Genomic DNA, 23038 nt, shown 5'->3' with positions numbered 1-23038 from the left:
TTTCAGCCCATTCGTTCGAGGTCGGTGCGGGTGAGGGCGTGTTCCAGGGGTTCGCCGCTGATGTAGCGGCGGAGTTCGTCAACCACAATGCCGCCGGCCCGGCGCCTGGAGTCCGCGGTGGCCCCTCCGAGGTGGGGCGTAAGGAGCACGTTGGGCAGGGAACGCCAGGGGTTGTCCGTGGGCAGGGGCTCGTGGTCGAAGACGTCCAGCGCTGCATCAATCCGGCCCGAGTGGACCTCTTTGTAGAGGGCATCCATGTCCACGATGGTGGAGCGGGCAGTGTTCACCAACGCAGCCCCGTCCGGAAGCAGGGCAAGCTCGGCAGCACCGATGAGACCTTCGGTTTCCGGAGTGGCCGGAGCGTGGATCGCCACCACATCGCTGCCAGCCATCAGATCGTGCAGGTTTGCTGAGTGGGCCGCGAGGGGATCTCCCGCGGGAATGTAGGGGTCGTAGACGGACACCTTGGCGCCGAGTGCCAAGCAGGCGTCAATGTAGCGGCGTCCTGTCCTGGACGCTCCAACTACCCCAACGCGGGCCCCGGAGATTTCGCGGGCCCTGCTGACGTTGCGGGCGTCGTCCCAACTGGCTCCCGTCCGGAGGCTGTGATCCAACAAGTGCACACGGCGCAACAGATTCAGCGTGAAGGTCAGAGACAGTTCCGCGACGGCCGGTGCCATGGCTGCGCCCGCTTGGGAGATGGGGATGCCGGCGGCCCAGAAGTCGTCGCTGACCAGGGCGTGCAGCGAAGACGCTGCATGGACGACGCACTTGAGGTTCGGCGCCGCTGCCAAGTGTTCGGCGTCGAGACGGGGGAATCCCCAAGCGGTGATGAATGCGTCCTTGTCTGCGGCAGCGGCCGCGAAAGCATCCAAGGACTGGAGCTCGGCGGGGGCGATTTCAGTGATGTCGCCCAGCTCGCTGAGGGCAGTGCGGGTTTCGGGAGAGATGAACGCTGCCCGTTCGGCGTCCGGGATGCTCAGCAGGATCCGCAGCCGGGCTGCTGTGGGGGGCGAGCAGGGTGATGCAACGCCTTTGTTGATGTTCATGAGACCGAGATTGCCAGCTTCAATATCTTTTGTCAATGACTAAAGTAAGTACAATGGACAGTGTGAAGACATCCGGACCGCGGATGCCAGAATGGGGGAGATCCCTTGCGACGCAACAACAGGAGCCACGAGCTATGAAGCCACGCGCAGGCAGCAAGGCCCTGATCCGCGAGATCAACGAGGCCCTGGTGCTGGACATCGTCCGCACACAGGCGCCGGTATCCCGCGCCAAAATCACGATCCAAACCGGTTTGAGCGCAGCCAGCGTCACCGGGATCACCGGCAAGCTGGTCCTTTCCGGGCTGCTGGTGGAAACCGAGATTGCGCCCAGCACGGGTGGCCGTCCGGCGCGTCTCCTGGAGCTGGGGCGCGAAGGCGTCTTCGCAGCTGGGGTGAGACTGTCCGCCACGGAGGCACACGCCGTCGTGGTCGATTTGCGCGGTGACGTGGTGGCAACGCACAGCGAGCCGTTGGCATCCACCGAGCCCGACGAGGCGGCAGCGGCCGCTGCCCGGGCTGTTCGATCCGCGGCAGGGCAGATGGAGTCCAGGCTGATCGGGGTGGGCGCAGCCGTTTCCGGCGTGGTGGATCAAGCCGGCGGTCTGGTGCGGCATAGCGGGGCGATGGGCTGGACTGACATCAAATTCCAAATGCTTCTTGAAGAGGCTGTGGGCCAAGCCGTCGTCGTGGACAGTTTCGTCAACGCCTACGCACGCGGTCTGCTGTTCGACGACGTTTTCAAAGGTCGCGAAATGCTCATCTTCAGCGTCGGCACCAGCTTGGGGGCCGCCGTCGTGATTGAAGGCCGCATCCAGCGCGGCTTCAACGGCGCGGCTGGCGGCTTTGCCCATTCGCGTGCGATCACCGGACCCGGACCGGCCAGGCCCTGCCACTGCGGAGCCGAAGATTGCTGTGAAACCCGCGGCAGCCTGTGGGGCATGCAGCAGGAGCTGGAGCGAAACGGCCAGAACCGGAAGATAGACCCCGACGTCGATTCCAGCCTGATTGCCGACGCCGCCTTGCATCTGGGTATCGGCATGGCGAACGCCGCCAAGGTCCTCGGGCCCGAGCAGGTAGTGGTGGGCTTCGCGCCCGAAGCTAATCTGGGGACGTTTGCCGAGCAGACCAGGCACGCGTTTATGAGTCAGTACCTTCACGCCAACACTCCGCCTCCACTGTTTGATGCAGCCGTTGCAGATCCTGTGGCCCTGGCCCGGGGTGCTGCGTGCTCCGTGCTGGCTGGCCTGTTCACAGCTAGCCCAACTGGGTAGCAGCAGATGTCGTTTTGAGGGTTCAGAACGGCATCTGCTGCTACTTACATGGGGCTAACGCCGCATGGTTTGCATGGTCTGCTGATCGTCGATCCGGACAAGGTTCGGGCCGCGCAGCGTATAGAGCAATCCGTCTTCATCCGCCGTGATGTGCGGTCCGCTGTACCAACCGCCGTTGATGTCAGCAACAACAACAGAGGCGGCGAAAGTGATCGGATCTATGCGGAACACCGTGGTGTCGGAGACGCCGTAGACAATCCCGCGGCTGACCTGAAGAGCTCCGAAGTCCGTGCACACCGCGCTCAGGTCACCCCGATGAACCACCTGCCGTGTATCCAGATCGATCACGAACAGGCCGGCAGCCTTGCGGGACATGCCGTAAAGGAACTTGCCATGGATCGCCATCGCCGCAATGCCCTGAGGCTGCCCTGGATCCAGGCGCCACAACTCCTGGTTGGCCACGGGGTCCCAAGCCACCACGGTGCTGCGGGGACCGGTGGCGTAGATGTTGTCGCCACCCAGGTAGGCCACTCCGTCCTTGGTCGCCACGGCACGGACCATCTGGAGGGCATCGATCGGGTTGACCTTGGTGATGACCTGCGTGGTGGAAGGCTTGTAGGCGGCGAAGCAGCCGCCACCTCCGGTGTCGTTCTGGGCTCCGGCAATGACCAGCCCGTTGACTGCGTCCCAGCAGACATCCAAGGGGCGGTTCTGCCCGGCGGGCAACGCGGCCACTTGGTAGGGCAGTTGCCCGGTGGCGGGATCGTAGGCGTAGATTCCCCGCGAGTTGTACTGGCCCGTGTAGAGGACACCGCCTACCATCACGGCGTCTTTGGCTTCACCTGTTGCCCGGAGATAGGACACCTGTTCCGTGGCCAGTTGGTGCCTGGCAATGGTTCCGGTGCCGCCCACATAAACGTCCCCGGCGCCCGCTGCGAGACCCATGCATAGCTGAGGTCCGCCCGGCGCTCCGGCCTGTTGGAGGTCATGCTTGACGGCGGTCTTCGCCACGGGATCGATCTCAATGACGTCATAGGAAGACACTGTGAGCGCCTTGCTGCCGTAGACATCCAAGCCCCACATGGCACCCACATCTTCCGTGAGGATTTGAGTGATCTTCTTGGTGACCATGTTGTAAGACCACACGCCCGGTTCCTTGACGAAGAAGACGTCGTTGCCCAGTTGCCTGAACATGACGCCCGTCTTGGCGATGATGGTGTACTGGGCGTGGTTGGCAAGGTTGATCAGCACGGACTTACCGGGGCCCTTGACCCCCACTCCGAGCTGCCCGTTCAGCACGCTGAGGGAGGTGACCGAGACACCGGTTGCTACTTCTGCCGGCAGGATGTTGGTTGACGTCTTCGTGGTCCGGTCGAAGGCGAACAGGCGGCCGGGACTTGATCCGTTGCCGCCTCCCAGCGTGCTGCCCGTGCCGAAATACACGTGGCTGGCAGTGGCGGCCACAGCTTGGGCAATGGTGGCTCCGGGGTCCGGTATGCCCCAGCTGGTCATGGCATTCGTGGCGGGATCGAATTCCCACAGGGAAGGTGCATTGGTGGTTAGCCCTCCGCCGGCAAGGTAGACCTTTCCGTCAGGGGCCACGGCCAGGGCCCGGATGTCGCGGTCTCCGGTTTCGCCCACGCCCACTGCCGGCACGTTGGGCGTGCTGAGGTCCCAGCGGTACAGGTTCGGCTTTCCATCGATTCCATCGCGCAGAACACCTGCGTACAGGTAGCGGCCGGTGGAGTCGGCGGTCAAAGCCTGGATGCTGTACCCCGAGCCGAGGTCTGTCCGTGACGTGATGGTGCCGGTGGGGAGGTGGTATCCAATCACCCGTACCGGGTTCAGGTTGCGGGACCCGATGTAGACGGTGTCGCCCACCAGCAGTGAACTCATGAGGGAAAACTGAACGACGGCGGGTCCAAGGTCGGTGATCTGCGGGGCTCCCGTGGTCTGCCTGCCTGGAGCGGCTTGGGCGGCGCCGGAGGACATTGCCGACAGTGCTACGGCGAGCCCGCCGATGCCCCCGGTCTGCAGCAATTGACGACGATTGATGGCGAAAGTGGACATGGAAGATCTCCTCATTGAGTGTCCCGTGGGGTGGTTCCAAGAGTGTTATCCGTGCTGTGGGGACGTTTCCGGAGGCGTCCTGTGCACTCCATCCAGCGTTTCAGCCAGCCATCAGGAAATCCATGATTCGAACATTTTCAGACATCCCACGTGTGGTGGTCCGCAGGGTCAGCACGCTGGTGTTCCCGGCGGAAACCGCTTGGCGAGGACCCGGTCTTCTTGGTGAAGAGCCGGCTGAAATAAGCGGGATCGTCATAGCCGGTGAGGGACGCGATCCTTTGAACGGGAAGGTCCGTGTCAGCCAGCAGCGACTGGGCGCGCTGCATCCGGAGTTGGATGATGAGCTCCTTGGGACCAACACCGGTAGCGCTCTGCACTGCATGCCGGAGCTCTGGAACCGGGACCTTGAGCGAGGCGGCCAGCTGGGACAACGTCAGCGGCAGGTGGGCCCCTTCGCGAAGTGCGGAGAGTAGCCTGTTGTCTTTTGCCCGGGCGTCGATGGTGACCGGACTGGGCTGCGTGCCCGTCTGGATCAGTACCCGCTGGCAGAGTACGGAGGCGTCCAGATCTCCTTGTGGTCCACCCGTTAGGAGAGCTTGGCGGAGGGCGGAAAAAAGTCCAAGAGACTCCTCCAGGCCGACCTCCGAGGAGCCATCAAGCTGCACGAGAGCTTGGCTCCGCACGAAGCACCCCAGCTCCTCCAATGCCCTCGCCGTAGGTCCGGTGAACAATAACCAATGCTCTTTCCACCCCATCGGCCCAGGTCCATACCCGTGGCTGACTCCGGGGAAAAGCCGAATGATCGCAGGAGCCTGGACCGTGAAACGCCTGCTGCCCACAGTGAAGTGCCCGGATCCTTCGCTCACCAGCACTATGGCATGGCTGCTGAGGGTTCGACCGGCAAAGGACGGCAACATCCCACTCTGCTCACCGGCACCCAGGCACGCCAGGCCAAGATCCCTCAGGGGAGACGCCGGATGCCGGTATGTTGACCAATCGTCCATGGGCCAATGCTGCCCCGGCCAAGGGCGCAAAACAAACGCCAACGGCAAGCCGGCCCCACTCGCCAAAAAAGCCTCACAAAAGTCCAAGTCCTCAGAAACCGGAGTCCATTCACGTGACCGCCCACCACTGCCACAGTGGGGACTATGTTGACTTCGAATGGCTACGTCCTGGACGAATCGGAATCCCGCCTCGCCGAGCTGGAACCGGTACCCCCTTCCCAGCGACGGGACCGTGAAGCGCTGTGGGCCGGGCTCCGAAAGGACGGGTACCTCTACTTGAAGGGGCAGTTGAACCCGGAACAGCTGCTGGATTTCAGGGAGTTCTATTTTGACTCGTTGAGCGGAGCCAACGTGTACGCGGAGGGTACGGATCCCCGTGCGGGCATTGCGGCGCCCGGGGACGTGGACCGTGCTGCGTTGCGCCGGGGCCTCTTCGACCACATTGTTCCCGGGCCGGAGTATCAAGCACTGTGCACTGCAGAGGGGATTGCCGACTGGTTCGCCTGGTTCCTCGAAGATGACGTCCATCTGCATCGGCGAAAAATCATTCGCCACACCAAGCCCGGTGACAGCGGCATAGGAACGGCAACCCAGGCTCACTACGATCTTGTGTATCTCCGCGAAGGCAGTGATCGTGTGTTGTCCATGTGGATTCCATTGGGTGATTGTCCGCGAGAGCGGGGCGGTCTGGCTTATCTGGAGGGCAGTCACCACTGGGTGATGGCGGAGGAGCGTGAGGGGACGCTGAAGATGCCGGCCGCCTCCATCACTGCGGACCTCCCCAGGCTGGCGGACGAGCGGGATGCCCGGTGGCTCGTGACCGACTACGAGGTTGGTGACGTGGTGGTCCACTCGGCGCATATTGTCCACGCGGCCCTGGACAACGCCGACCTCAACGGCACCATGCGCCTGTCCACCGACATCCGGTACCAGCGCCTCAGTGAGCCCATCGATTGGCGCTGGCAGGAGCACTGGAACTATAACGACGGCCTTTAGCCTCCCGCGCCTACTTGAACGGTGCTGCGCCACCACGTCACGGTTGCTGCAGCGGCATGCGCCAAGGGGGTCGGCTCGAGACCCAGGTGCTTCTGGCTCTGCGAGGAATCCATCACGAACGGGCGCTCAAACTGGTACAGCAATTCGGCAAGCTCGCGCATATCCGTGGAGAAAACTCCGGCGATCCGCAGCACCCATCCGGGCACGGCGCTCACCTTGGGTGCAGCAACGCCTGCGGCCTCCGCATGCGCTGCGGCCATCTCCCGCTGGGTGACTGCCGGGCCTGTGGGGGCGTGCAGCACAGTGTTCCACAGCTCGGGCTGCCGGGCTGCTGCGATCATGGCGGCGGCCAGGTCCGGGACGTACGTGAAGGAATGCGGCTGGTTGATTGACCCGATGAACTGCACTGCCTTGCCCGCCAGGATCGGCGTCACCATCCGCTCCCCGGCATGTGCCATCTTCACGCGGGGTCCGAAGAAATCGCCGGCAACAACGCTGACGGTGCTGGCCGCATGCGCCTGCCGGGCTGCCAGCAATGCGGTCCTGATGCCGCGCTTGCCACCGGTAGCTTCCCGCGGGCTCGATTCCGTCATGATCCGGTCCGGCTCGCTGTACGAGTACAGGCTTTCCGGAAAAACGACGATGGCGCCCGCGGCCGCTGCTGCATCCATCACCACTTGCTCGGCGTGGGGGAGTTCGGCGGCCCACGCTGCTGCCCGGTAGGCGGAGCCGTGGATGCAATGGAAGACTGCGGCGGCGCCGTTCATCGCCTCATCTAACTGCGCAGGATCCGAGACGTCCGCCCGGACCCGTTCTATCAAGGGATGCTCCGGGCCGCTGCCCGAGCGCGTCAGCACCCGGACTTGATGACCCTGCTCTGCCAGTTGCTCCGCGACGGTGTAGCCAACGGGTCCTGCTCCTGTGACGACGTACATGGGTGCCTTCTTCTAGGTCTCGAGGTCGGATGTTGATCCGAGAGCACTGCTCTCTTAATTCAGAATGACTGAGCACATACCGAAAGTCAAGAGCACTGCTCTCGTTTGTTGACAGCGCTCTCTGTTGTGGCATGCTGAGGTCATGACTCCAGCCGAACCTGCCGCTGCACTGAGCAAGGAGAAGCCCCCAACCCCCCGCGAACGTGCCCGCACTCAGACCATCGCCGACATTGTTCGGATCGGTCGGGAACACTTGGCCCTGCACGGAGCAGCCGCGCTGTCCCTCCGTGCAGTGGCGAGGGATCTCGGCGTCGTGTCCTCTGCTGTGTACCGCTACGTAGAGAACCGGGACGAACTCCTCACGCTCCTGTTGATCGACGGTTACAACGAGCTCGGCGACGAAGTTGATGCGGCGGTGGACGCCATGCCGGCGCATGACTTCACCGGACAATTCAAAGCGCTGGCACATGCCGTGCGCACCTGGGCAATTCGCGAACCTGCCAGCTACGCCCTGCTCTTCGGCAGCCCTGTGCCCGGGTATCAAGCCCCGGGCGAGCGCACCACGGTGCCAGGAACCCGCGTCATCGTCCGTCTGGTGGGCGTTTTCGATGCCGCCTACCGGGCAGGTGCCCTGGACGCACAGGTGACGTCCGCCGTCGTGATTCCTCCGGCCTTGGCCGAAGATCTGGCCGCGATTCGCACCCAAATGAACCTCGCAGTTCCCGATGCGTCCATGGCGCGCGGTGTGCTGGTGTGGACGTCAGTGTTTGGGGCGGTCAGCTTTGAGGTTTTTGGGCAGTACGGACGCGATACCTTTGCCGCTCGCGATGAGCTGTTCGAGCATCAGTTGGGTGTTCTTCAGGGCGTCGTGGGGCTCCAAGGCTAGGGCGCTACAGTATTCAGATGGCTCGAGGACTTGCAGACATCGGCGCGGAGGGTATTCTTCTCGCCGGTGCGGGCCGCGCGATCCTCCTTCAGATTGCCGACCCCCGGGTCGGTCACGGAGTGGCGGACCACAGCAACTTCGCCCACAGGCCGCAGGACAGGCTCCGCGCCACGCTGACCTATGTCTACGCCGTGGTTTACGGCACCGAGGAACAGGTCACGGCAGTGCGGCGCGCCGTCAATCGGGCCCACGCGCCTGTTCGTCGGAACGCCGACGATGTTTCAGCCGGTTACAACGCCTTCGACGCCGATTCCCAACTGTGGGTCGTTGCTACTCTTTACAACACGGCGGTCACCGTTTACCAGCAGGTTCATGGGCCGCTCGACGACGAAACGGCCGACCGTATGTACCGCGACTATGCGCGGATAGGGACGGCACTGCAGCTTCCGCCTCACAAGTGGCCGGCAGATCGTGCAGCCTTTGCCGCGTATTGGGATACTCGCGTGGCAACGTTGCAGCCAGACGAAAAGGCCCGCAAGATCGCCCGGGATCTGCTGTACCCGGAAGCGGGGCCGGCCATGATGCGCCTGGCCATGCCGCTGGCACGCTTCGTCACGGCAGGCTTGTTGCCTGAGCATGTTCGTGAAGGTTTCGGATTCGCTTGGGGTCCGGGCCAGGCGCGGCGCTACGAACGTACGATGCGCATGGTGGGGCGCGTTTACCCGCGGTTGCCGCGGCGTGTCCGGCACTGGCCGAGGGACTATTACTTGAGCCAAATCAAGCCAAGCAGAATGCCCGACCATGCGTAATTTCACCTCGGTTGAGCAGTCCATCGACGACGCCGCCCACCGATATTTGGACCGCGCCCGCGGGGGACGGCTCCGGGAAGGGCTCACCGAGTTTGTGGTGTTCGGGCTGAAGCAGGCCTGGGCATGTGTGTTCGGAGCGGCTTTGCTCGCGGTAATCATCGCTGCCCGGCTTTGGTACCCGGACAACGCGGGCCTCGCTAGGAACGACTTCCTGACCATCGCCGCAATTGTGGTCCAAGTTCTGATGATCAGCTTCAGGCTCGAGACCCTCCGGGAACTGCGGGTGATCCTGCTGTTCCACGTGGTGGGGACAGTAATGGAGTTGTTCAAAACCGACGTCGGCTCCTGGGCTTATGAGGCGGAGGGCGTCCTGCGGATCGGGGCCGTACCGTTGTTCAGCGGTTTTATGTATGCCGCTGTGGGTTCCTATATGGTGCGGGTTTTCCGGCTGTTCGACCTCCGCTTTGACCGATACCCGCGGCGGTGGATCACGGCCCTCGTCGCTGGCGCGATCTACGTCAACTTCTTCTCCCACCACTACATCTTTGACGCACGCTGGGTGCTGCTGGCCGCCGTCGTGCTTGTCTACGGACGGTGCGTGATGCACTTCCGGGTGTTCCGGCGTCGCTTCCGCATGCCAATCCTGGTGTCGTTCCTGCTGGTGTCGCTGTTCATCTGGTTCGCCGAGAACATCGGCACGTGGTCCCGCGCCTGGCTGTATCCAAACCAGCTGGACGGTTGGCAGGCGGTTTCCATCGACAAGCTCTTGGCTTGGTTCCTGCTGATGATCATCTCCGTGGTACTGGTGGCGTGGGTGTACAACCCGGAGCCACTGGGCGCCGCTCAAGCCGCTGACGCCACTCAAATTCGCCCAGGCCACCAGGATGTGGGTGTCCCCACTCCGTCTGAGTGACGCCAACCCGTTTGAGCGTCGGCAGACTTGACCAGTTCACCGTCGGCGAAACCAGCCCTACAACCGCGTGATCCCGGGGATTTCCAACCGTCAATAAGCAAAGTTGAGCGTAGTCCACTCAAGTTTGGATTGACTTAAATCTGAGCCTGAGTACAGTTGAGTGCAGAACGCTCAACTAGCCGATTGTTGAGTGGGCTCCCGGCAGTGAAACCGCTCAGCGGGCCGCTGTCAGGTGCAATCTCCAACATCGGCCATTGAAAGGAAACAAGATATGTCACGTGCAGTAGGTATCGACCTCGGAACCACCAACTCCGTGGTCTCTGTTCTCGAAGGTGGCGAGCCCACCGTTATCGCCAACGCAGAAGGCGGCCGCACTACGCCGTCCGTCGTTGCGTTCTCCAAGTCCGGCGAAGTCCTGGTCGGTGAAATCGCCAAGCGCCAGGCCGTCAACAACATCGACCGCACCATCGCTTCCGTCAAGCGCCACATGGGCACCGACTGGAGCGTTGCCATCGATGACAAGAAGTACACGCCGCAGGAAATCTCCGCGCGTATCCTCATGAAGCTCAAGAACGACGCCGAGAGCTACTTGGGTGAAAAGGTCACCGACGCGGTGATCACCGTTCCGGCCTACTTCAACGATGCCGAGCGCCAGTCCACCAAGGAAGCCGGCGAAATCGCTGGCCTCAACGTCCTCCGCATCGTCAACGAGCCCACCGCGGCTGCACTGGCATACGGCCTGGACAAGGGCAAGGAAGACGAACTCATCCTGGTCTTCGACCTCGGTGGCGGAACCTTCGACGTCTCCCTCCTCGAGGTTGGCAAGGACGAAGACAACTTCTCCACCATCCAGGTCCGCGCGACCGCCGGTGACAACCGCCTCGGTGGCGACGACTGGGACAACCGCGTGGTCGAGTGGCTCCTGAGCCAGCTCAAGGTCAAGGGCATCGACCTCTCCAAGGACAAGATCGCCCTCCAGCGTTTGCGTGAAGCTGCTGAGCAGGCCAAGAAGGAACTGTCCTCCTCCACCAGCACCAACATCTCCCTGCAGTACCTGTCCGTCACCCCCGACGGCCCGGTCCACCTGGACGAGCAGCTGACCCGTGCCAAGTTCCAGGACCTCACCAAGGACCTGCTGGACCGCACCAAGAAGCCGTTCCAGGACGTCATCGCCGAAGCCGGCATCAAGGTTTCCGACATCGACCACATCGTTCTCGTCGGTGGCTCCACCCGTATGCCTGCCGTCTCCGAGCTCGTCAAGGAACTCGCCGGTGGCAAGGAGCCCAACAAGGGCGTCAACCCGGACGAAGTTGTGGCCGTTGGCGCCGCACTCCAGGCCGGTGTCCTGAAGGGCGAGCGCAAGGACGTCCTCCTCATCGACGTCACCCCGCTGTCCCTCGGTATCGAAACCAAGGGTGGCGTCATGACGCACCTCATCGAGCGCAACACCGCCATCCCCACCAAGCGTTCCGAGACCTTCACCACCGCTGACGACAACCAGCCGTCCGTGGCCATCCAGGTCTTCCAGGGCGAGCGTGAATTCACCCGCGACAACAAGCCGCTGGGCACGTTCGAACTGACCGGCATCGCTCCGGCACCGCGCGGCGTTCCGCAGGTCGAGGTCACCTTCGACATCGACGCCAACGGCATCGTCCACGTGTCCGCCAAGGACAAGGGCACCGGCAAGGAACAGTCCATGACCATCACCGGTGGCACGGCGCTCTCCAAGGACGACATCGACCGCATGGTCCGTGAAGCCGAAGAGCACGCTGCAGAGGATAAGGCCCGCCGCGAAGCTACGGACACCCGTAACTCCGCAGAGCAGCTCGCCTACTCCGTGGACAAGCTCATCGCCGACAACGACGACAAGCTGCCTGAGGAAGTCAAGACCGAGGTCAAGGCCGACGTCGACGCCCTCAAGTCCGCCTTGGAAGGCACCGACGACGCCGCTGTAAAGACTGCGTTCGAGAAGCTCCAGGCTTCCCAGACCAAGCTCGGTGAAGCCATCTACTCGCAGGCCGCCGCAGCTGACGCTCCGGGTGCCGGTGCAGAAGGCGCTCCCGCCGGTGACAAGGCTGCCGACGACGAAGACATCGTTGACGCCGAAATCATCGACGAAGACGAAGCGAAGAAGTAGCCATGCCTCACCACGGCAACGAAGCAGAGCATTCAGAAGGCAACGAGCCGCGCAAGCCGGTAATCCGGGACAACCGCAAGGTTGACCCGGAGACCGGGGCAGCCCGTCACCCCGATAGCGAAGCTGCAGCTCCCACCGAAGGCAATGCCGCCCCCACGGACGGTGACGCTCTTTCCCAGGCTGAGGAAATCCTCAACGGGGTAGAGGTGCCGGCCGAGGAATCGGTAGCCTCCGGTGCCGCGGCCGAAGCCCAGGCAGCGGAGCTCCGCAACGACCTCCTCCGCCTTCAGGCTGAGTACGTCAACTACCGCAAGCGTGTCGAACGGGACCGCGCCGTAGCAGGAGAGATGGCCGTCATCGGCGTCCTCAACTCACTGCTCCCGGTGCTGGACGACGTCGATGCTGCCCGCCAGCACGGTGACCTCGAAGGCGGCCCCTTCGCCGCCATCGCCACCAAGCTGGAGAGCGCGCTGAAGACGTACGGACTGGAACGCATCGCGGACACCGGAGTCGAATTCGACCCCACCATCCACGAGGCACTCATCCAGCAGCCCGGCGAAGACATCGAGGTTGACACGGTCAGCCAGGTGCTGCGCTCCGGATACCGCTCCGGCGAGCGTGTCCTGCGTGCAGCCCAGGTCATCGTCGCGGTTCCGGCGTAACCACTCACCACGCCTGCGCGGATGAGGGGGCCCCGCCCCTACGCCGGGTGGCTTGGGATCTTCGATCCAAAGCCACCCGGCTCCGGTAGGCCCGATGCCACTCCCGGGCCCCCTCATCCGCTCCGGCTCGGCGGTAATCTCGCCGTAACGCTTTAGTTTTGATTGAAAGGAAACGCTCTTGGCCAGCCAGGACTGGGTTGAAAAGGATTTTTACGCGATCCTTGGTATCGCCAAGGACGCGTCCGACGCGGATATCAAGAAGGCTTACCGCAAGCTAGCGCGGGAGCATCACCCTGATACGAACTCCGGGGATGCTGCTGCGGAGAAGAAGTTCAAGGACATTTCCGAGGCTTACTCGGTGTTGTCGAGTCCTGAGGATCGGCAGCAGTACGATGCCATCCGCGCTATGGGTGGTGCCCGGTTTGCTCCGGGTGCCGGGGCCGGGCGGGGTGGCGCCGGGGCCAATGGTGGGTTTGAGGACCTCTTTGGTGGTCTGTTTGGGGGCGGGCCGGGTGCTCGTCAACCTGCAGGCGGCGGCATTCCTCCGGAGTTCGCTGACCTGTTTGGAGGTGGCTTCGGCGGAGCCGGCCAGACCGGGTTCCAGCGCGCACCGCAAAAGGGCTCGGATCGTACGGCCACCACGTCCATTTCGTTTGCCGGCTCCATAAAGGGGACTACGGTCAGCCTGCGTGAAAGCAATGGCAACGTGATCGACGTCAAGATTCCCGCCGGCATCAAGGACGGGCAGAAAGTCCGTCAGCGCGGCAAGGGCAACGTTGGCCCGGCCGGCAATGGCGACCTCATCATCACGGTGAGCGTCAAGCCCCACGACTTCTTCCAGCGCGACGGCGACAACATCCGCATCCACGTGCCCGTCACGTTCGCGGAAGCGGCGCTGGGCGCCACCATCGAAGTGCCAACGCTCGACGGCGACACCGTCAAGGTTCGCGTCCCCGCTGGGACACCCTCGGGCCGGACTCTCCGGGTCAAAGGCCGTGGTGTGAAAACGTCCAAGGCGACCGGCGACCTGCTGGTGACCATCGACGTCGCGGTTCCCCAAAACCTGAACAAGGAAGCGGAAGAAGCTGTGAAGGCGTTCGCTGCCGCCACCACCGACGCCAACCCGCGTCAAGACCTGGCCGCAAAGGCCCGGTTGTAAGGAGGCGGTCATGGCTATCGACGTCAACCAGCCGATCTTTGTCATCTCCGTGGCTGCGGAGCTTGCCGACATGCATCCGCAGACGTTGCGCCAGTATGACCGCCTGGGCATCGTCTCGCCCAGTCGGGCGCCCGGCAAGTCCCGCCGCTATTCGCAGAACGACGTCAACAAACTGCGGGAGGTCCAGCGCCTCTCGCAGTCCGGCGTCTCTCTTGAGGGCATCAAACGCATCCTCGATCTCGAAAACCAGGTGGCCGCGTTGCAGTACAGGGTGACGGAACTGCAGGAAGAACTGTCCCGTCGCCGCTCACCACTGGACGCCCGGATTTTCGCTGCGGGAGCAGCAGGCGACGTGGTCAGCCTCGCCCGCGGTCAACGGCCCCGGGCAAGGTCCCAAGCAGTTGTGGTGTGGCGGCCGCGACCGGGGGATAAGCAGCGGTGAGTGCTGTTGTGCCGCAACTTGCCCTACCCGGTGAGCTTTCTTCCACGTTTCAGGACACCTTTGGCTCCTGGCGTCCCCAGGCTGTGGTGTTCGACTGTGACGGACTTCTGATGGACACCGAGTCCCTATGGACGCAGACGCAGGAAATAGTCTGTGCACAACTCGGCATTGCCTTGGACCAGGGCCTCCGGCATCGGTTGGTGGGCCTCCCGGCCAGCCGCATCGGCCCCCTGATGGCGGAACGCGCCGGAAAGCAAGCGGCTGATGTGATCAAGCAGTTGTTGGATGTCAATGAGGTCCTTATCAGGGAGTCCGGGAAGCCCATGCCCGGGGCACACGGACTCGTGGAGGCCATGGCAGCCAAGGTGCCGTTGGCTGTGGCCAGTAATTCGGCACGACGCATCCTTGACGTTGCCATGGCTCAGTCCACTTTCAGCCAGCACTTGGCTGCCACGGTTTCAGCCGAGGAAGTTGCACTGCCAAAGCCGGCCCCTGACGTCTATATTGCGGCTGCCGAAGCCGTGGGTGTTCCTGCAGCGGAGTGCCTGGCCTTCGAAGATTCAGAAGCTGGTGCCAAGGCGGCGGTGGCGGCCGGCATGAAAGTCATCGCGGTCCCGCAGGCAGCAAGCCAAAAGCCGCTCGCCCACGCCTTCTGTGACTCGTTGGAATCAGCGGAGTTACGCGCGTGGGTGGCGGCTTGGACGTGGGCCGGGGAAGCCTAGGAGCTTCGCCGTGATTGCCGGATGCTGCTCTGGTATGTCTCCTTGAGGTTCTTGACGGTGGCGTCGTAGTGCCTGGTTGCGTAGGCGGCGTAGAGGATGTCGATGACCAGGAGTTGGCCCCATTTGCTGGTGACTGATTCACCGTAGAGTTCACCACCGCTGGGGACGGTGGCCGTGAACAAAGCAGTGTCGGCGTGCTCCAGCAGGGGCGAGCCCTCTGAGCCGGTGATGGCCAGGGTGGCAGCGCCGCGCTGCTGGGCGAGGTGGAGGGCCTCGATGATGGGTGTGCTTTGCCCTGAATCGCTGATGCCGATCAGGAGATCACCCGGGGCGAGGATGGTGGCCAGCATGACCTGGATGGTGGTGTCGCGGTAGAGCATGCATTTCTTGCCTGCCCGGGTAAAGCGCATGACCGCCTCTTCCGCGGCGATGCTTGAGGATCCCATGCAGCAGAACACCAAGGTGTTGGCGGCGTCGATCATGTCTACCGCGCGCTGGATGGCGTCAATATCCTGGCGTTGTCCGGTGCGTCGAAGCGACTGAATGCTGCTGCGTTCAACCTTGCCTACTATGTCTTCGGGGGAGTCCCCCCGGTTGACGCCCTCGTAGACAACGTCCGCCGCCGAGGACTGCTCCTGAGTGGCAGCTTTGGAAATGAAGGTAGCTTCGGCCAGGCCAAGCAGCAGGGACTTGTATCCGTCCACGCCAAGCTCGCGCACGAAACGTGAAACCGTCGATTCCCCAACACCTGCGGCCAAGGCCAATTCGGTGATGGTCATGCTCTGCGCGCGTTCAGGCGATTTCAGCACGGCTTCGGCTACAAGACGGAGCGACGGCGGAAGGTAAGGCAGCCGCGCCGAAATTCGTTGCAGCAGTCCGCCGTCGGTAAAGGTCTCCGTCATGTAGCAATCTTTCCGGTCTAGTGCTGGTTGCCCAGGGCCTGAAGCAGGTTGTCCACGGCAGCCCATGTGGCCCGGTCAACGCTTTCCCCAGTGTATCCACCGATGTGTGGGGTCGCGATGACGTTCGGATGCTCCACCAAGGGCGTCCGTCCGGGCGGTTCGGGGTCGAAAACGTCGGTGGCCAGGAATCCCAACTGTCCGGACTCCAGCGCAGCCAGGACTGAACCATCGTCCACCAGGGAGGCCCGGGCGGTGTTGATGATGCCCGCTCCGGGTTTCATCAGGCGAATAGTCCCTGCCCTGATCACTGGCTCCGCCGATGGCGGCATGTGGAGGGAGACCACATCGGCGGACCGCAGCACTTCCTCAAGCGAACCCCACGTGAAGTCATCGGACGGACGGAACGAGTCCATCGGATAGGCATCGAAGGCGATGACTTCCATGCCAAGACCCAGGGCCATGGTGGCAACGCGGCGACCGATCTGGCCGCAACCCAGCAGTCCCAGGGTTTGCCCGGACACTTCCCGCCCTGCCCGGCGCGCCCAAGTGCCCGCCTTGAGCTGCACGTCGTGCCAAGGGATGCCGCGCATGGCAGAAAGCAGCAAGGCAATGGTCAACTCCGCAACGCCTTGGGAGTTCGCCCCGGGAGCGGTCAGGACACTGATGCCCTGAAGCTTTGCGGCCTCGACATCGATTGAATCAACGCCCACGCCGTTGCGGGAGATCGCTTTGAGCTCCGGAAACCCGGACAGGAAGGAACCAGTCAGCCGTTCCGTTCCGGCGATGTAGCCCACACAGCCCTGCAAGGCGTTGCGCAGCTGGTTTTCGTCGGGAACGGCGCCAGGGGCGGGATAGACGACGTCGTAACCTGCCTTCTCGAGCTGGCGCAATGCGGGGTGCCCCTCGGCGGAAATGGAACGGGGGGTTACCGCAATCCGGCGGGGACCGCCGTCGTGCGTAACGTTCGGTGACATGGCAATCAGGCCTGCCAACGGGGGTTGTCGATGAATTCGGGCTTGCCGTCACGCTCGACGCACAGCTTCCGGAAGCCCTTGGTTTCGATGGTTCCGTAGTCGTGGCCGGCGTGTCCCGGGAAGGCGAAGAAGGTTACCAGCGGTTCGGTGGCGGAAATATTGATACTGCGGTGCGCGTAGCGGCGCGGAACGTAGACAGCCTGTCCCGGCTTGAACTCCGCGGCCTGCCAATCACCTTCCGGGTTTTCCATCAGCATGTAGCCGTTGCCGCTCAAACAGTAGTAGATCTCCGCGGTATCCAGGACCTCGTGGAAGTGACCCTTGGTCATGTAGTACTCGTCGCCCACCTTGCCGGGGTAGGTGATGCTGGTCCCGTAAGCCACGTCGCCGGGAGTGGAGGGGACGCCCATGTCGAAGAACTCATAAACAAGGACGTCGTCCTTGGCCACCTGAGCGGCAGCGGCCTCCTGGTCGGCGTACATGTCCGCCATCGCGGAGAGCCGGCGCTGCAGCGGAACCTTGGTGGTGGACAGCCCGGTCTTGACGTCAAAGTCGGTCAGTACTGCCTGCACGGTGGTTTCAGCAGTTGTGGTTTCTGTGGTGGTGTTCATTTGGAAATCTCCTTCTTGGAAACGTTCAGTGCGATGTCGGACAGGCGCTCGAATGCCGGTCCGCGGGTAGGAATGTCGATGCCGAAGACGTCGGCGATCACGCGGGTCCATCCGTGGAGGAAGTAGACCCAGCCGTCTTCAACGCGGACGTTCAGGCTGGATTGTTGCGCCCGCGCTTGGTCCAGGAACACGAGTTCGCCCCGGTAGTTGAAGTCCCAGGCGATGGCGTCCTGAGGGAAGACCACATTGTCCGTGAGCGGTGATCCCGGGCGGTCTTTGCCCAAGCCGGTGGCGTTGATGATCACTGTGCCAGGTGCAGCGGCCGAAACCACAGCGTCGTTCTCCGCCGCGTCGGCCACCTGGACGTAAGAGATGGGGAGCGTGCTGCCCAGGCCTGCGTGCATGGCCTGCATCTCCTCCAATCGGCTGATCCGACGATTGGTCACGGTGATCTTGCGGGGGACAGGAAAACCTGCGGAGGCGCGTTTGTGCAGGTAGTACGTCAGGGCCAGGGACGAACCGCCCGCGCCCAACAGGATCAGTTCGGCTTCGGACTCGTTCCAATAGCCGTCAGGGACGATTGCTTCCAATGACAGTCCGCTGGTGACGGCGTCCATGGCGTTTCCCCACAGCTGACCGTCTTTCTTGGAAATGCTGCTGATCTCGTGCAGCACCTGCGCGTCATCGCCGAAACCGTCGAAGTCTTCCCGGGCGGCGCTGACGATGTCCAGCTTGTGGGTGGTCACCAGCGCTCCAAGCGACAGAGGGTCTTCTTTGATGAAACGGACAACGTCCCGGTAATCGGCCTCCGGAGCTCCGGGGGGAAGATCGATGCCTTTCAGGACAGCGGACAGTCCCAGTTCCTCGGCCCAGGCCGGGAACACCCGTATGATGGACGATTGCTTGGTGGTGACCCCAACGAAGTACATAGTGGGCTCAGTGGCGGGCATCAACATAGTGGTGCTCTCCTTGATGTGCTGTGAATGAATGGTCTAGTGCTCTTCCCAATCGGAAGCCCGGGCCACGGCCCGTTGCCAGCCGGCGTACAGGTTCTTGCGTTTCTCGTCGGCCATGTCTGGAACGAATTCCCGGTCCAGCGCAAAGGTCTCGCGGAGCTGGTCCTGGCTGCTCCACATTCCGCAGGCCAGTCCGGCCAGGAGGGCTGCCCCGCGTGCCGTGGACTCCACCTGCCGGGGACGCAGAACGCGGACGTTCAGCATGTCGGCCTGGAACTGCATGAGGAAGTTGTTGCGGACGGCCCCGCCGTCCACCCGGATTTCGGAAACCGGGATCCCTGCATCCGTTTCCATGCAGTTGATGACGTCCTTGATCTGGAAAGCGATGGACTCCAGAGTTGCCCGGATAATGTGGTTCCTGCTTGAACCGCGGGTCAGTCCGAGGATTGCTCCACGGGCGTACGGGTCCCAGTAGGGTGCAGCCAGCCCGGTGAAAGCGGGTACTACGTACACGCCGCCCGAGTCCTCCACATGGATGGCCGCATACTCGCTGTCTGCGGAGTCGTAGATCACGCGAAGTTCGTCCCGCAGCCACTGGATGGAAGCGGCAGCCACAAAGATGAGGCCTTCAAGGGCGTACTCAACCTTCCCGTTCAACCCCCACGCAATGGTGGTGAGCATCCCGCTCTTTGAGCTGACCGGGGCCCCGCCTGTGTGCATGACCAGGCTGGCCCCTGTTCCGTAGGTCGCCTTGACCATGCCGCGGTCAAAGCACGCCTGCCCGAACAATGCAGCTTGCTGGTCACCGACGGCCGAAGCCACGGGGATGCGGGCGCCGGCAAAGATGGCATCGCAGGTGTGTCCGTAGACTTCGCTGCTGGGACGGACCTGGGGCAGCAATGCCCGCGGAATACCCAGCTCATTAAGCAACTTGTCATCCCAGTCCAGGGTGTTGATGTTGAAGAGCATGGTCCGCGCGGCGTTGGAGTAATCAGTGACGTGGGCCTTGCCGCCGGTCAGGTTCCAGATCAGCCAGCTGTCCACCGTGCCGAAGCACAGCTCTCCGGCCTCGGCACGGGCCCGTGCACCGGGAACGTTGTCCAGGATCCAGGCGATCTTGGTTCCGGAGAAGTAGGCATCCACCACCAAGCCTGTGGTGATGCGGACATGCTCTTCGAAGCCTTTGTCTTTTAGCTCGTCGCACAGACCAGCAGTACGCCGGTCCTGCCACACGATGGCGTTCATGATGGGCTTGCCCGTGTTCCGGTCCCAGACGACGGTGGTTTCACGTTGGTTGGTGACCCCGATCGCGCTGATGTCCGAGGGATCTATTCCCGCAGCCTCTGTGGCTCGTCGGGCGACAGCGAGCTGCGTATTCCAGATCTCAATGGGATCGTGTTCCACCCAGCCCGGCTTGGGGTAGATCTGCGTAAATTCCTGGCTCGCTTCGCCAACAATTTCCAGATCCCGGCTGTAGAGGATGGACCTGATCCCGGTGGTTCCGGCATCGAGTGCCATGATGTACTTCTTCGTCATCAGATGTCCATTTCTGTATCCGCAGAGCCCTGAGGCCGCATTACTTCGAGTCGAAAAGGATCATGGCCTTCATCCCAGCGCCCGATCCTGCATAGTCCATGGCCTTCTCGATGTCATCCAGTGTGAAGGTCTCGGTGATCAGTGGCGAGAGGCTCAACCGACCCTGTCCAACCAGGCGCAGGGAGGCTGCGTAGTCGGAGTTGCTGGACCCGGTTGTTCCGGTCAGGGTGAGGCCTTGATAGTGGACCCGGTTGGTATCAACAGGGATCCGTTGGGCCTTCCCCAACCCCGCAAAGAAGTTCACCCGCCCGTGCATGGCCAGTAGGTCCACGGCCTCGGCCTGCACCTCCGGCTTGGACACGCATGTCAGTGCGACGTCCACGCCCCGGCTGTTGGTTTCCTCTGCAACCACGGATGCCAGCTCGCGTTCGCCGAGGTTCACCAGGACATCAGCCCCCACAGAACCGGCGAAATCCAACCGGGCCTGCCGATTGTTGGAGACAATAACCTTGGCCGCGCCGAAGAGCTTGGACAGCATCACGTGGCAGGCCCCGATCGGCCCGGCACCCATCACCAAGACAGTTGTCTCAGGGCCAACGTCGAGTTTGCTGATGGCGTTGTAGCAGCAGGACAACGGCTCAACCAAGGCGGCTTCGGCGTAGTCCACGGAGTCCGGGAGATGGAACACGTTGCCTCGTTCAATGGCGAACCGGGGAATAAGGACGTACTCCTGAAAGCCGCCGTCCAAAGTGATGCCGAAAGCTTCGTAGGAGGGGCACATGTTGTTCAGCCCCAGCAAGCAACTTTCGCAGCGTCCGCAACCTACGTTCGGGGTGACGCTGACCCTGTCGCCCACCGAGTATCCGGACACTTCGTCCCCGGCCTCAACGATGTCTCCGGCAAACTCATGACCGAGGACGCGGGGTGTTCCCTCCGGGAGCTTGAAGTGGCCGTTGGCGGCAATCCGGCGGTCCGTGCCGCAAATGGAGGCTGCACGGACCTTGATGACAAGGTCGCCCGGGCCCGCGACAGGTCGCGCCACCTCGTCAACAGTGATGGTGCCGGCGGAGTGGAGCCTTGCAGCCTTCACAGGGAACGCACCTCCTCCTGAGCTTCTTCGGAGACGGCGAACAGGACCTTGTTGTACCAAATGGAGCGGTCCGTCAGCTGGCGGAACAGTCCAGGAGCCTCTTCCAAGGGGCGGACGTGGCTGATCAGCTCTTCCACTTTCAGGTCCTTGCCCAAGTGGGCTATGACCATGTCCCATTCGCTGTGGCCCTTGGGGGTCACTTTGGCATTCCATGTCCCGTAGAGTCGCAGTTCCCTGCGCAGGAGCGAGGAAACTTCAGCCTTGGCCAAGTGAAGGTCGCCGCTGAGATCGCCCAGCAGGACAACCTGGCCTTGGACGGATGCTGCGTCGATGGCCTGCACCAACGCCTTGGGGTTGCCGGTGGCTTCCACAGTGATCTGTGGTCCCCAACCGTCGGTGGCGGTCCGGGCAAGATCGGCCGTGTTGCCGGTCTTGGCATCCAGCGTTTCGAAACCCAGACCGGACATGATCGCCAGTTTCCGATCGTCGATGTCAGTAACGAACACGCGCGAACATCCCAGGATCCGCAGCCACTGCGCGGCCAGGGCGCCGATGGGACCTGCGCCGATGACCAAGGCCGTGGCGTGGGTGGGAATGTCCAGCTTCAGCATGGCGTGCAGGGCTACGCCTGCCGGTTCCACCATCGCTGCATGTGCCAGTGGAGTGTGGTCCGGGACTTTGAAGATGCTCTTGGCGGGCACCCACATACGCTCGGACATTGCGCCGTGGCGGCGGGAGCCGAAGTAGTCGTACCCCGTCCCCAAGGCGTGTTCGCCAATTTCGGACATCGGGTCCCCATGCTGGTGCAACAGGGGGAACACTGCGGCGCGGTCGCCTGGTTTGAGTCCGGTGCCCGCCGGCACCTCTTCCACGATTGCGGAGAATTCATGGCCGAGGACAAGGGGGTAGTGGTACGCCTTGCCGTGGCCGTAGCGGAGTACGTCGGAACCGCAGACCCCGACGGCGCCGACCCGCACCAGTACAGGGTCCTCGCCTACAGGCTCGGGCTCAGGGATGTCCTGGTACTCCAGGTCATTGAGTCCATTGAGAATGGCAGCCTTCATGGCAGGTTAGACCTCCATGCCGTAACGGTGTGCCTTGTGGGTGGGGTACAGGGCGATCTGCGGAATGGTGACATCCGGCGTGCGGGTGGCCACGTAGAGGGTGATCTCTGCGACGTTGTCCACCTCGATGCAGCTGGCGTGTATGCCTTCTTCGATTTCCTTCTTGTCCAGCCAGCCGTCGATGTAGGCCGGGACGTCGCCGTCGTAAAGGCCCTTGTCGATGATTTCGGTCATCGGGGTCTTGACGTGGGACGGGTTGATGACAGTGACGCCGATCTTCTTGTCCTTGCCTTCAAGCAGGATGTTCTTGCTGAAGCCCATGAGGCCGTGCTTGGAAGCGCGGTATGGGCTGTGGCCGGGGCCGGAGGCGACACGGGCGGACGATGAGCCCATGTTGATGATGCGGCCACCGTTTTCCTGCTTCTCCATGATGCGGAAGGCTTCGCGGCACATGAGGAACACTGCGGTCAGATTGGGGTTCAGGGTCTTGTTCCACTCGTCCAAGGTGACGTCCGTGACCGGCGGGGCCAGGGAGTCGCGGCCGGCACTGTTCACCAGCAGATCGACACTGCCCCAGTTGGTCTTGGCCCAGGCGAAGAGATCGATCACGGACTGTTCGTCGGTGACGTCGGCAAGGATCGAATGGACGTCTCCGCGGCCATACCCGCGGATGCTGGCAGTGACCTTGTCCAGGCGCTCCTCGTCGATGTCAACCAACAGGACTTTGCTTTCGTTGGCGGCGAAGATGCGGGCCACGGCCTCGCCGATGCCGGAGGCAGCGCCGCTGATGATGGCGACCTTGCCGGCCAAGGCGACGCCGTTCTGGGGGACGTATGTTTCACTCATTGTG

General features: G+C 62.9%; 22 protein-coding genes. 10 read left to right on the top strand and 12 right to left on the bottom strand.

The window, feature by feature from the left end:
• Positions 1-2: 2 nt before the first annotated feature.
• On the bottom strand, positions 3-1049 hold the full coding sequence (locus A477_RS0116510) for a hydroxyacid dehydrogenase (protein ID WP_014922875.1): 1047 nt from the start codon (positions 1047-1049) through the stop codon (positions 3-5).
• A gap of 134 nt (positions 1050-1183) precedes the next feature.
• Here A477_RS0116510 and A477_RS0116505 point away from each other — a divergent pair, with 134 nt between their 5' ends.
• Entirely contained in the window at positions 1184-2320 is a 1137-nt protein-coding gene (locus A477_RS0116505) for an ROK family protein (RefSeq protein ID WP_017200045.1), read from the top strand.
• A 54-nt stretch (positions 2321-2374) separates the two neighbouring features.
• Here the strand turns inward: A477_RS0116505 and A477_RS0116500 are convergent, their stop codons facing one another.
• Positions 2375-4390, bottom strand: a complete 2016-nt coding sequence (locus A477_RS0116500) for a hypothetical protein (RefSeq protein WP_017200044.1) — start codon at positions 4388-4390, stop codon at positions 2375-2377.
• Between the two features lie 137 nt (positions 4391-4527).
• A complete protein-coding gene (locus tag A477_RS0116495; RefSeq protein WP_044569074.1) occupies positions 4528-5394 on the bottom strand; it encodes a helix-turn-helix transcriptional regulator in 867 nt (288 codons plus the stop codon).
• Positions 5395-5538: 144 nt separating this feature from the next.
• Between A477_RS0116495 and A477_RS0116490 the strand changes: the two genes are divergently transcribed.
• Positions 5539-6390 (top strand): phytanoyl-CoA dioxygenase family protein, encoded by an 852-nt coding sequence (locus A477_RS0116490; protein WP_017200042.1) that lies wholly within the window; start codon positions 5539-5541, stop codon positions 6388-6390.
• Here A477_RS0116490 and A477_RS0116485 read toward each other — a convergent pair.
• Complete coding sequence (locus A477_RS0116485; protein ID WP_017200041.1) at positions 6387-7325, bottom strand: NAD-dependent epimerase/dehydratase family protein; 939 nt, start codon at positions 7323-7325, stop codon at positions 6387-6389. The genes A477_RS0116490 and A477_RS0116485 overlap by 4 nt on opposite strands.
• 142 nt (positions 7326-7467) lie before the next feature.
• On the opposite strand from A477_RS0116485, the gene A477_RS0116480 reads away from it, so the two are divergent.
• From A477_RS0116480 to A477_RS0116445, 8 genes are all read left to right on the top strand, one after another.
• On the top strand, positions 7468-8211 hold the full coding sequence (locus A477_RS0116480) for a TetR/AcrR family transcriptional regulator (RefSeq protein WP_017200040.1): 744 nt from the start codon (positions 7468-7470) through the stop codon (positions 8209-8211).
• Positions 8212-8228: 17 nt separating this feature from the next.
• Positions 8229-9020, top strand: a complete 792-nt coding sequence (locus A477_RS0116475; RefSeq protein ID WP_017200039.1) for an oxygenase MpaB family protein — start codon at positions 8229-8231, stop codon at positions 9018-9020.
• The gene (locus A477_RS0116470) at positions 9013-9933 is read left to right on the top strand and encodes a DUF817 domain-containing protein (RefSeq protein WP_017200038.1); all 921 of its coding nucleotides are present in this window, start codon (positions 9013-9015) and stop codon (positions 9931-9933) included. The genes A477_RS0116475 and A477_RS0116470 overlap by 8 nt, the downstream gene beginning before the upstream one ends.
• 271 nt (positions 9934-10204) lie before the next feature.
• Positions 10205-12070 (top strand): molecular chaperone DnaK, encoded by a 1866-nt coding sequence (gene dnaK / locus A477_RS0116465; RefSeq protein ID WP_017200037.1) that lies wholly within the window; start codon positions 10205-10207, stop codon positions 12068-12070.
• 2 nt (positions 12071-12072) lie between these two features.
• Positions 12073-12732, top strand: a complete 660-nt coding sequence (locus tag A477_RS0116460; RefSeq protein ID WP_017200036.1) for a nucleotide exchange factor GrpE — start codon at positions 12073-12075, stop codon at positions 12730-12732.
• A 178-nt stretch (positions 12733-12910) separates the two neighbouring features.
• Positions 12911-13891, top strand: a complete 981-nt coding sequence (locus A477_RS0116455; RefSeq protein WP_017200035.1) for a DnaJ C-terminal domain-containing protein — start codon at positions 12911-12913, stop codon at positions 13889-13891.
• Positions 13892-13901: 10 nt separating this feature from the next.
• A complete protein-coding gene (locus A477_RS0116450; protein WP_017200034.1) occupies positions 13902-14333 on the top strand; it encodes a heat shock protein transcriptional repressor HspR in 432 nt (143 codons plus the stop codon).
• Positions 14330-15055 carry an HAD family hydrolase gene (locus A477_RS0116445; protein ID WP_017200033.1) on the top strand — a complete coding sequence of 242 codons (726 nt, stop codon included), beginning with the start codon at positions 14330-14332 and terminating at the stop codon, positions 15053-15055. The genes A477_RS0116450 and A477_RS0116445 overlap by 4 nt, the downstream gene beginning before the upstream one ends.
• Here A477_RS0116445 and A477_RS0116440 read toward each other — a convergent pair.
• Genes A477_RS0116440 through A477_RS0116405 form a run of 8 tightly spaced genes read right to left on the bottom strand, consistent with a single transcriptional unit; the run spans position 15052 to position 23034 of the window.
• Positions 15052-15957, bottom strand: coding sequence for a MurR/RpiR family transcriptional regulator (locus A477_RS0116440; RefSeq protein WP_017200032.1), 906 nt, complete (start codon positions 15955-15957; stop codon positions 15052-15054). The genes A477_RS0116445 and A477_RS0116440 overlap by 4 nt on opposite strands.
• 17 nt (positions 15958-15974) lie before the next feature.
• A complete protein-coding gene (locus tag A477_RS0116435) occupies positions 15975-16931 on the bottom strand; it encodes a phosphoglycerate dehydrogenase (protein ID WP_020372833.1) in 957 nt (318 codons plus the stop codon).
• A gap of 5 nt (positions 16932-16936) precedes the next feature.
• Positions 16937-17542 carry a glucose-6-phosphate isomerase gene (locus tag A477_RS0116430; protein WP_017200030.1) on the bottom strand — a complete coding sequence of 202 codons (606 nt, stop codon included), beginning with the start codon at positions 17540-17542 and terminating at the stop codon, positions 16937-16939.
• Positions 17539-18498, bottom strand: coding sequence for a shikimate dehydrogenase family protein (locus A477_RS0116425; RefSeq protein ID WP_017200029.1), 960 nt, complete (start codon positions 18496-18498; stop codon positions 17539-17541). Before A477_RS0116425 ends, A477_RS0116430 begins: the two co-directional genes overlap by 4 nt.
• 36 nt (positions 18499-18534) lie before the next feature.
• A complete protein-coding gene (gene glpK / locus A477_RS0116420) occupies positions 18535-20034 on the bottom strand; it encodes a glycerol kinase GlpK (protein WP_017200028.1) in 1500 nt (499 codons plus the stop codon).
• A 40-nt stretch (positions 20035-20074) separates the two neighbouring features.
• Positions 20075-21124 carry a zinc-dependent dehydrogenase gene (locus A477_RS0116415; RefSeq protein ID WP_017200027.1) on the bottom strand — a complete coding sequence of 350 codons (1050 nt, stop codon included), beginning with the start codon at positions 21122-21124 and terminating at the stop codon, positions 20075-20077.
• Positions 21121-22188: a galactitol-1-phosphate 5-dehydrogenase gene (locus A477_RS0116410; protein ID WP_017200026.1), complete on the bottom strand. Its 1068-nt coding sequence runs from the start codon at positions 22186-22188 to the stop codon at positions 21121-21123. Before A477_RS0116410 ends, A477_RS0116415 begins: the two co-directional genes overlap by 4 nt.
• A gap of 6 nt (positions 22189-22194) precedes the next feature.
• Complete coding sequence (locus A477_RS0116405; RefSeq protein WP_017200025.1) at positions 22195-23034, bottom strand: SDR family oxidoreductase; 840 nt, start codon at positions 23032-23034, stop codon at positions 22195-22197.
• Positions 23035-23038: the final 4 nt, after the last annotated feature.

This window comes from Arthrobacter sp. M2012083 (assembly GCF_000281065.1).
In the GTDB taxonomy this organism is placed as follows: Bacteria; Actinomycetota; Actinomycetes; order Actinomycetales; family Micrococcaceae; genus Arthrobacter.
The sequence above is the reverse complement of the archived record's forward strand: the minus strand, read 5'-3'. Positions and strand labels throughout refer to the sequence as shown.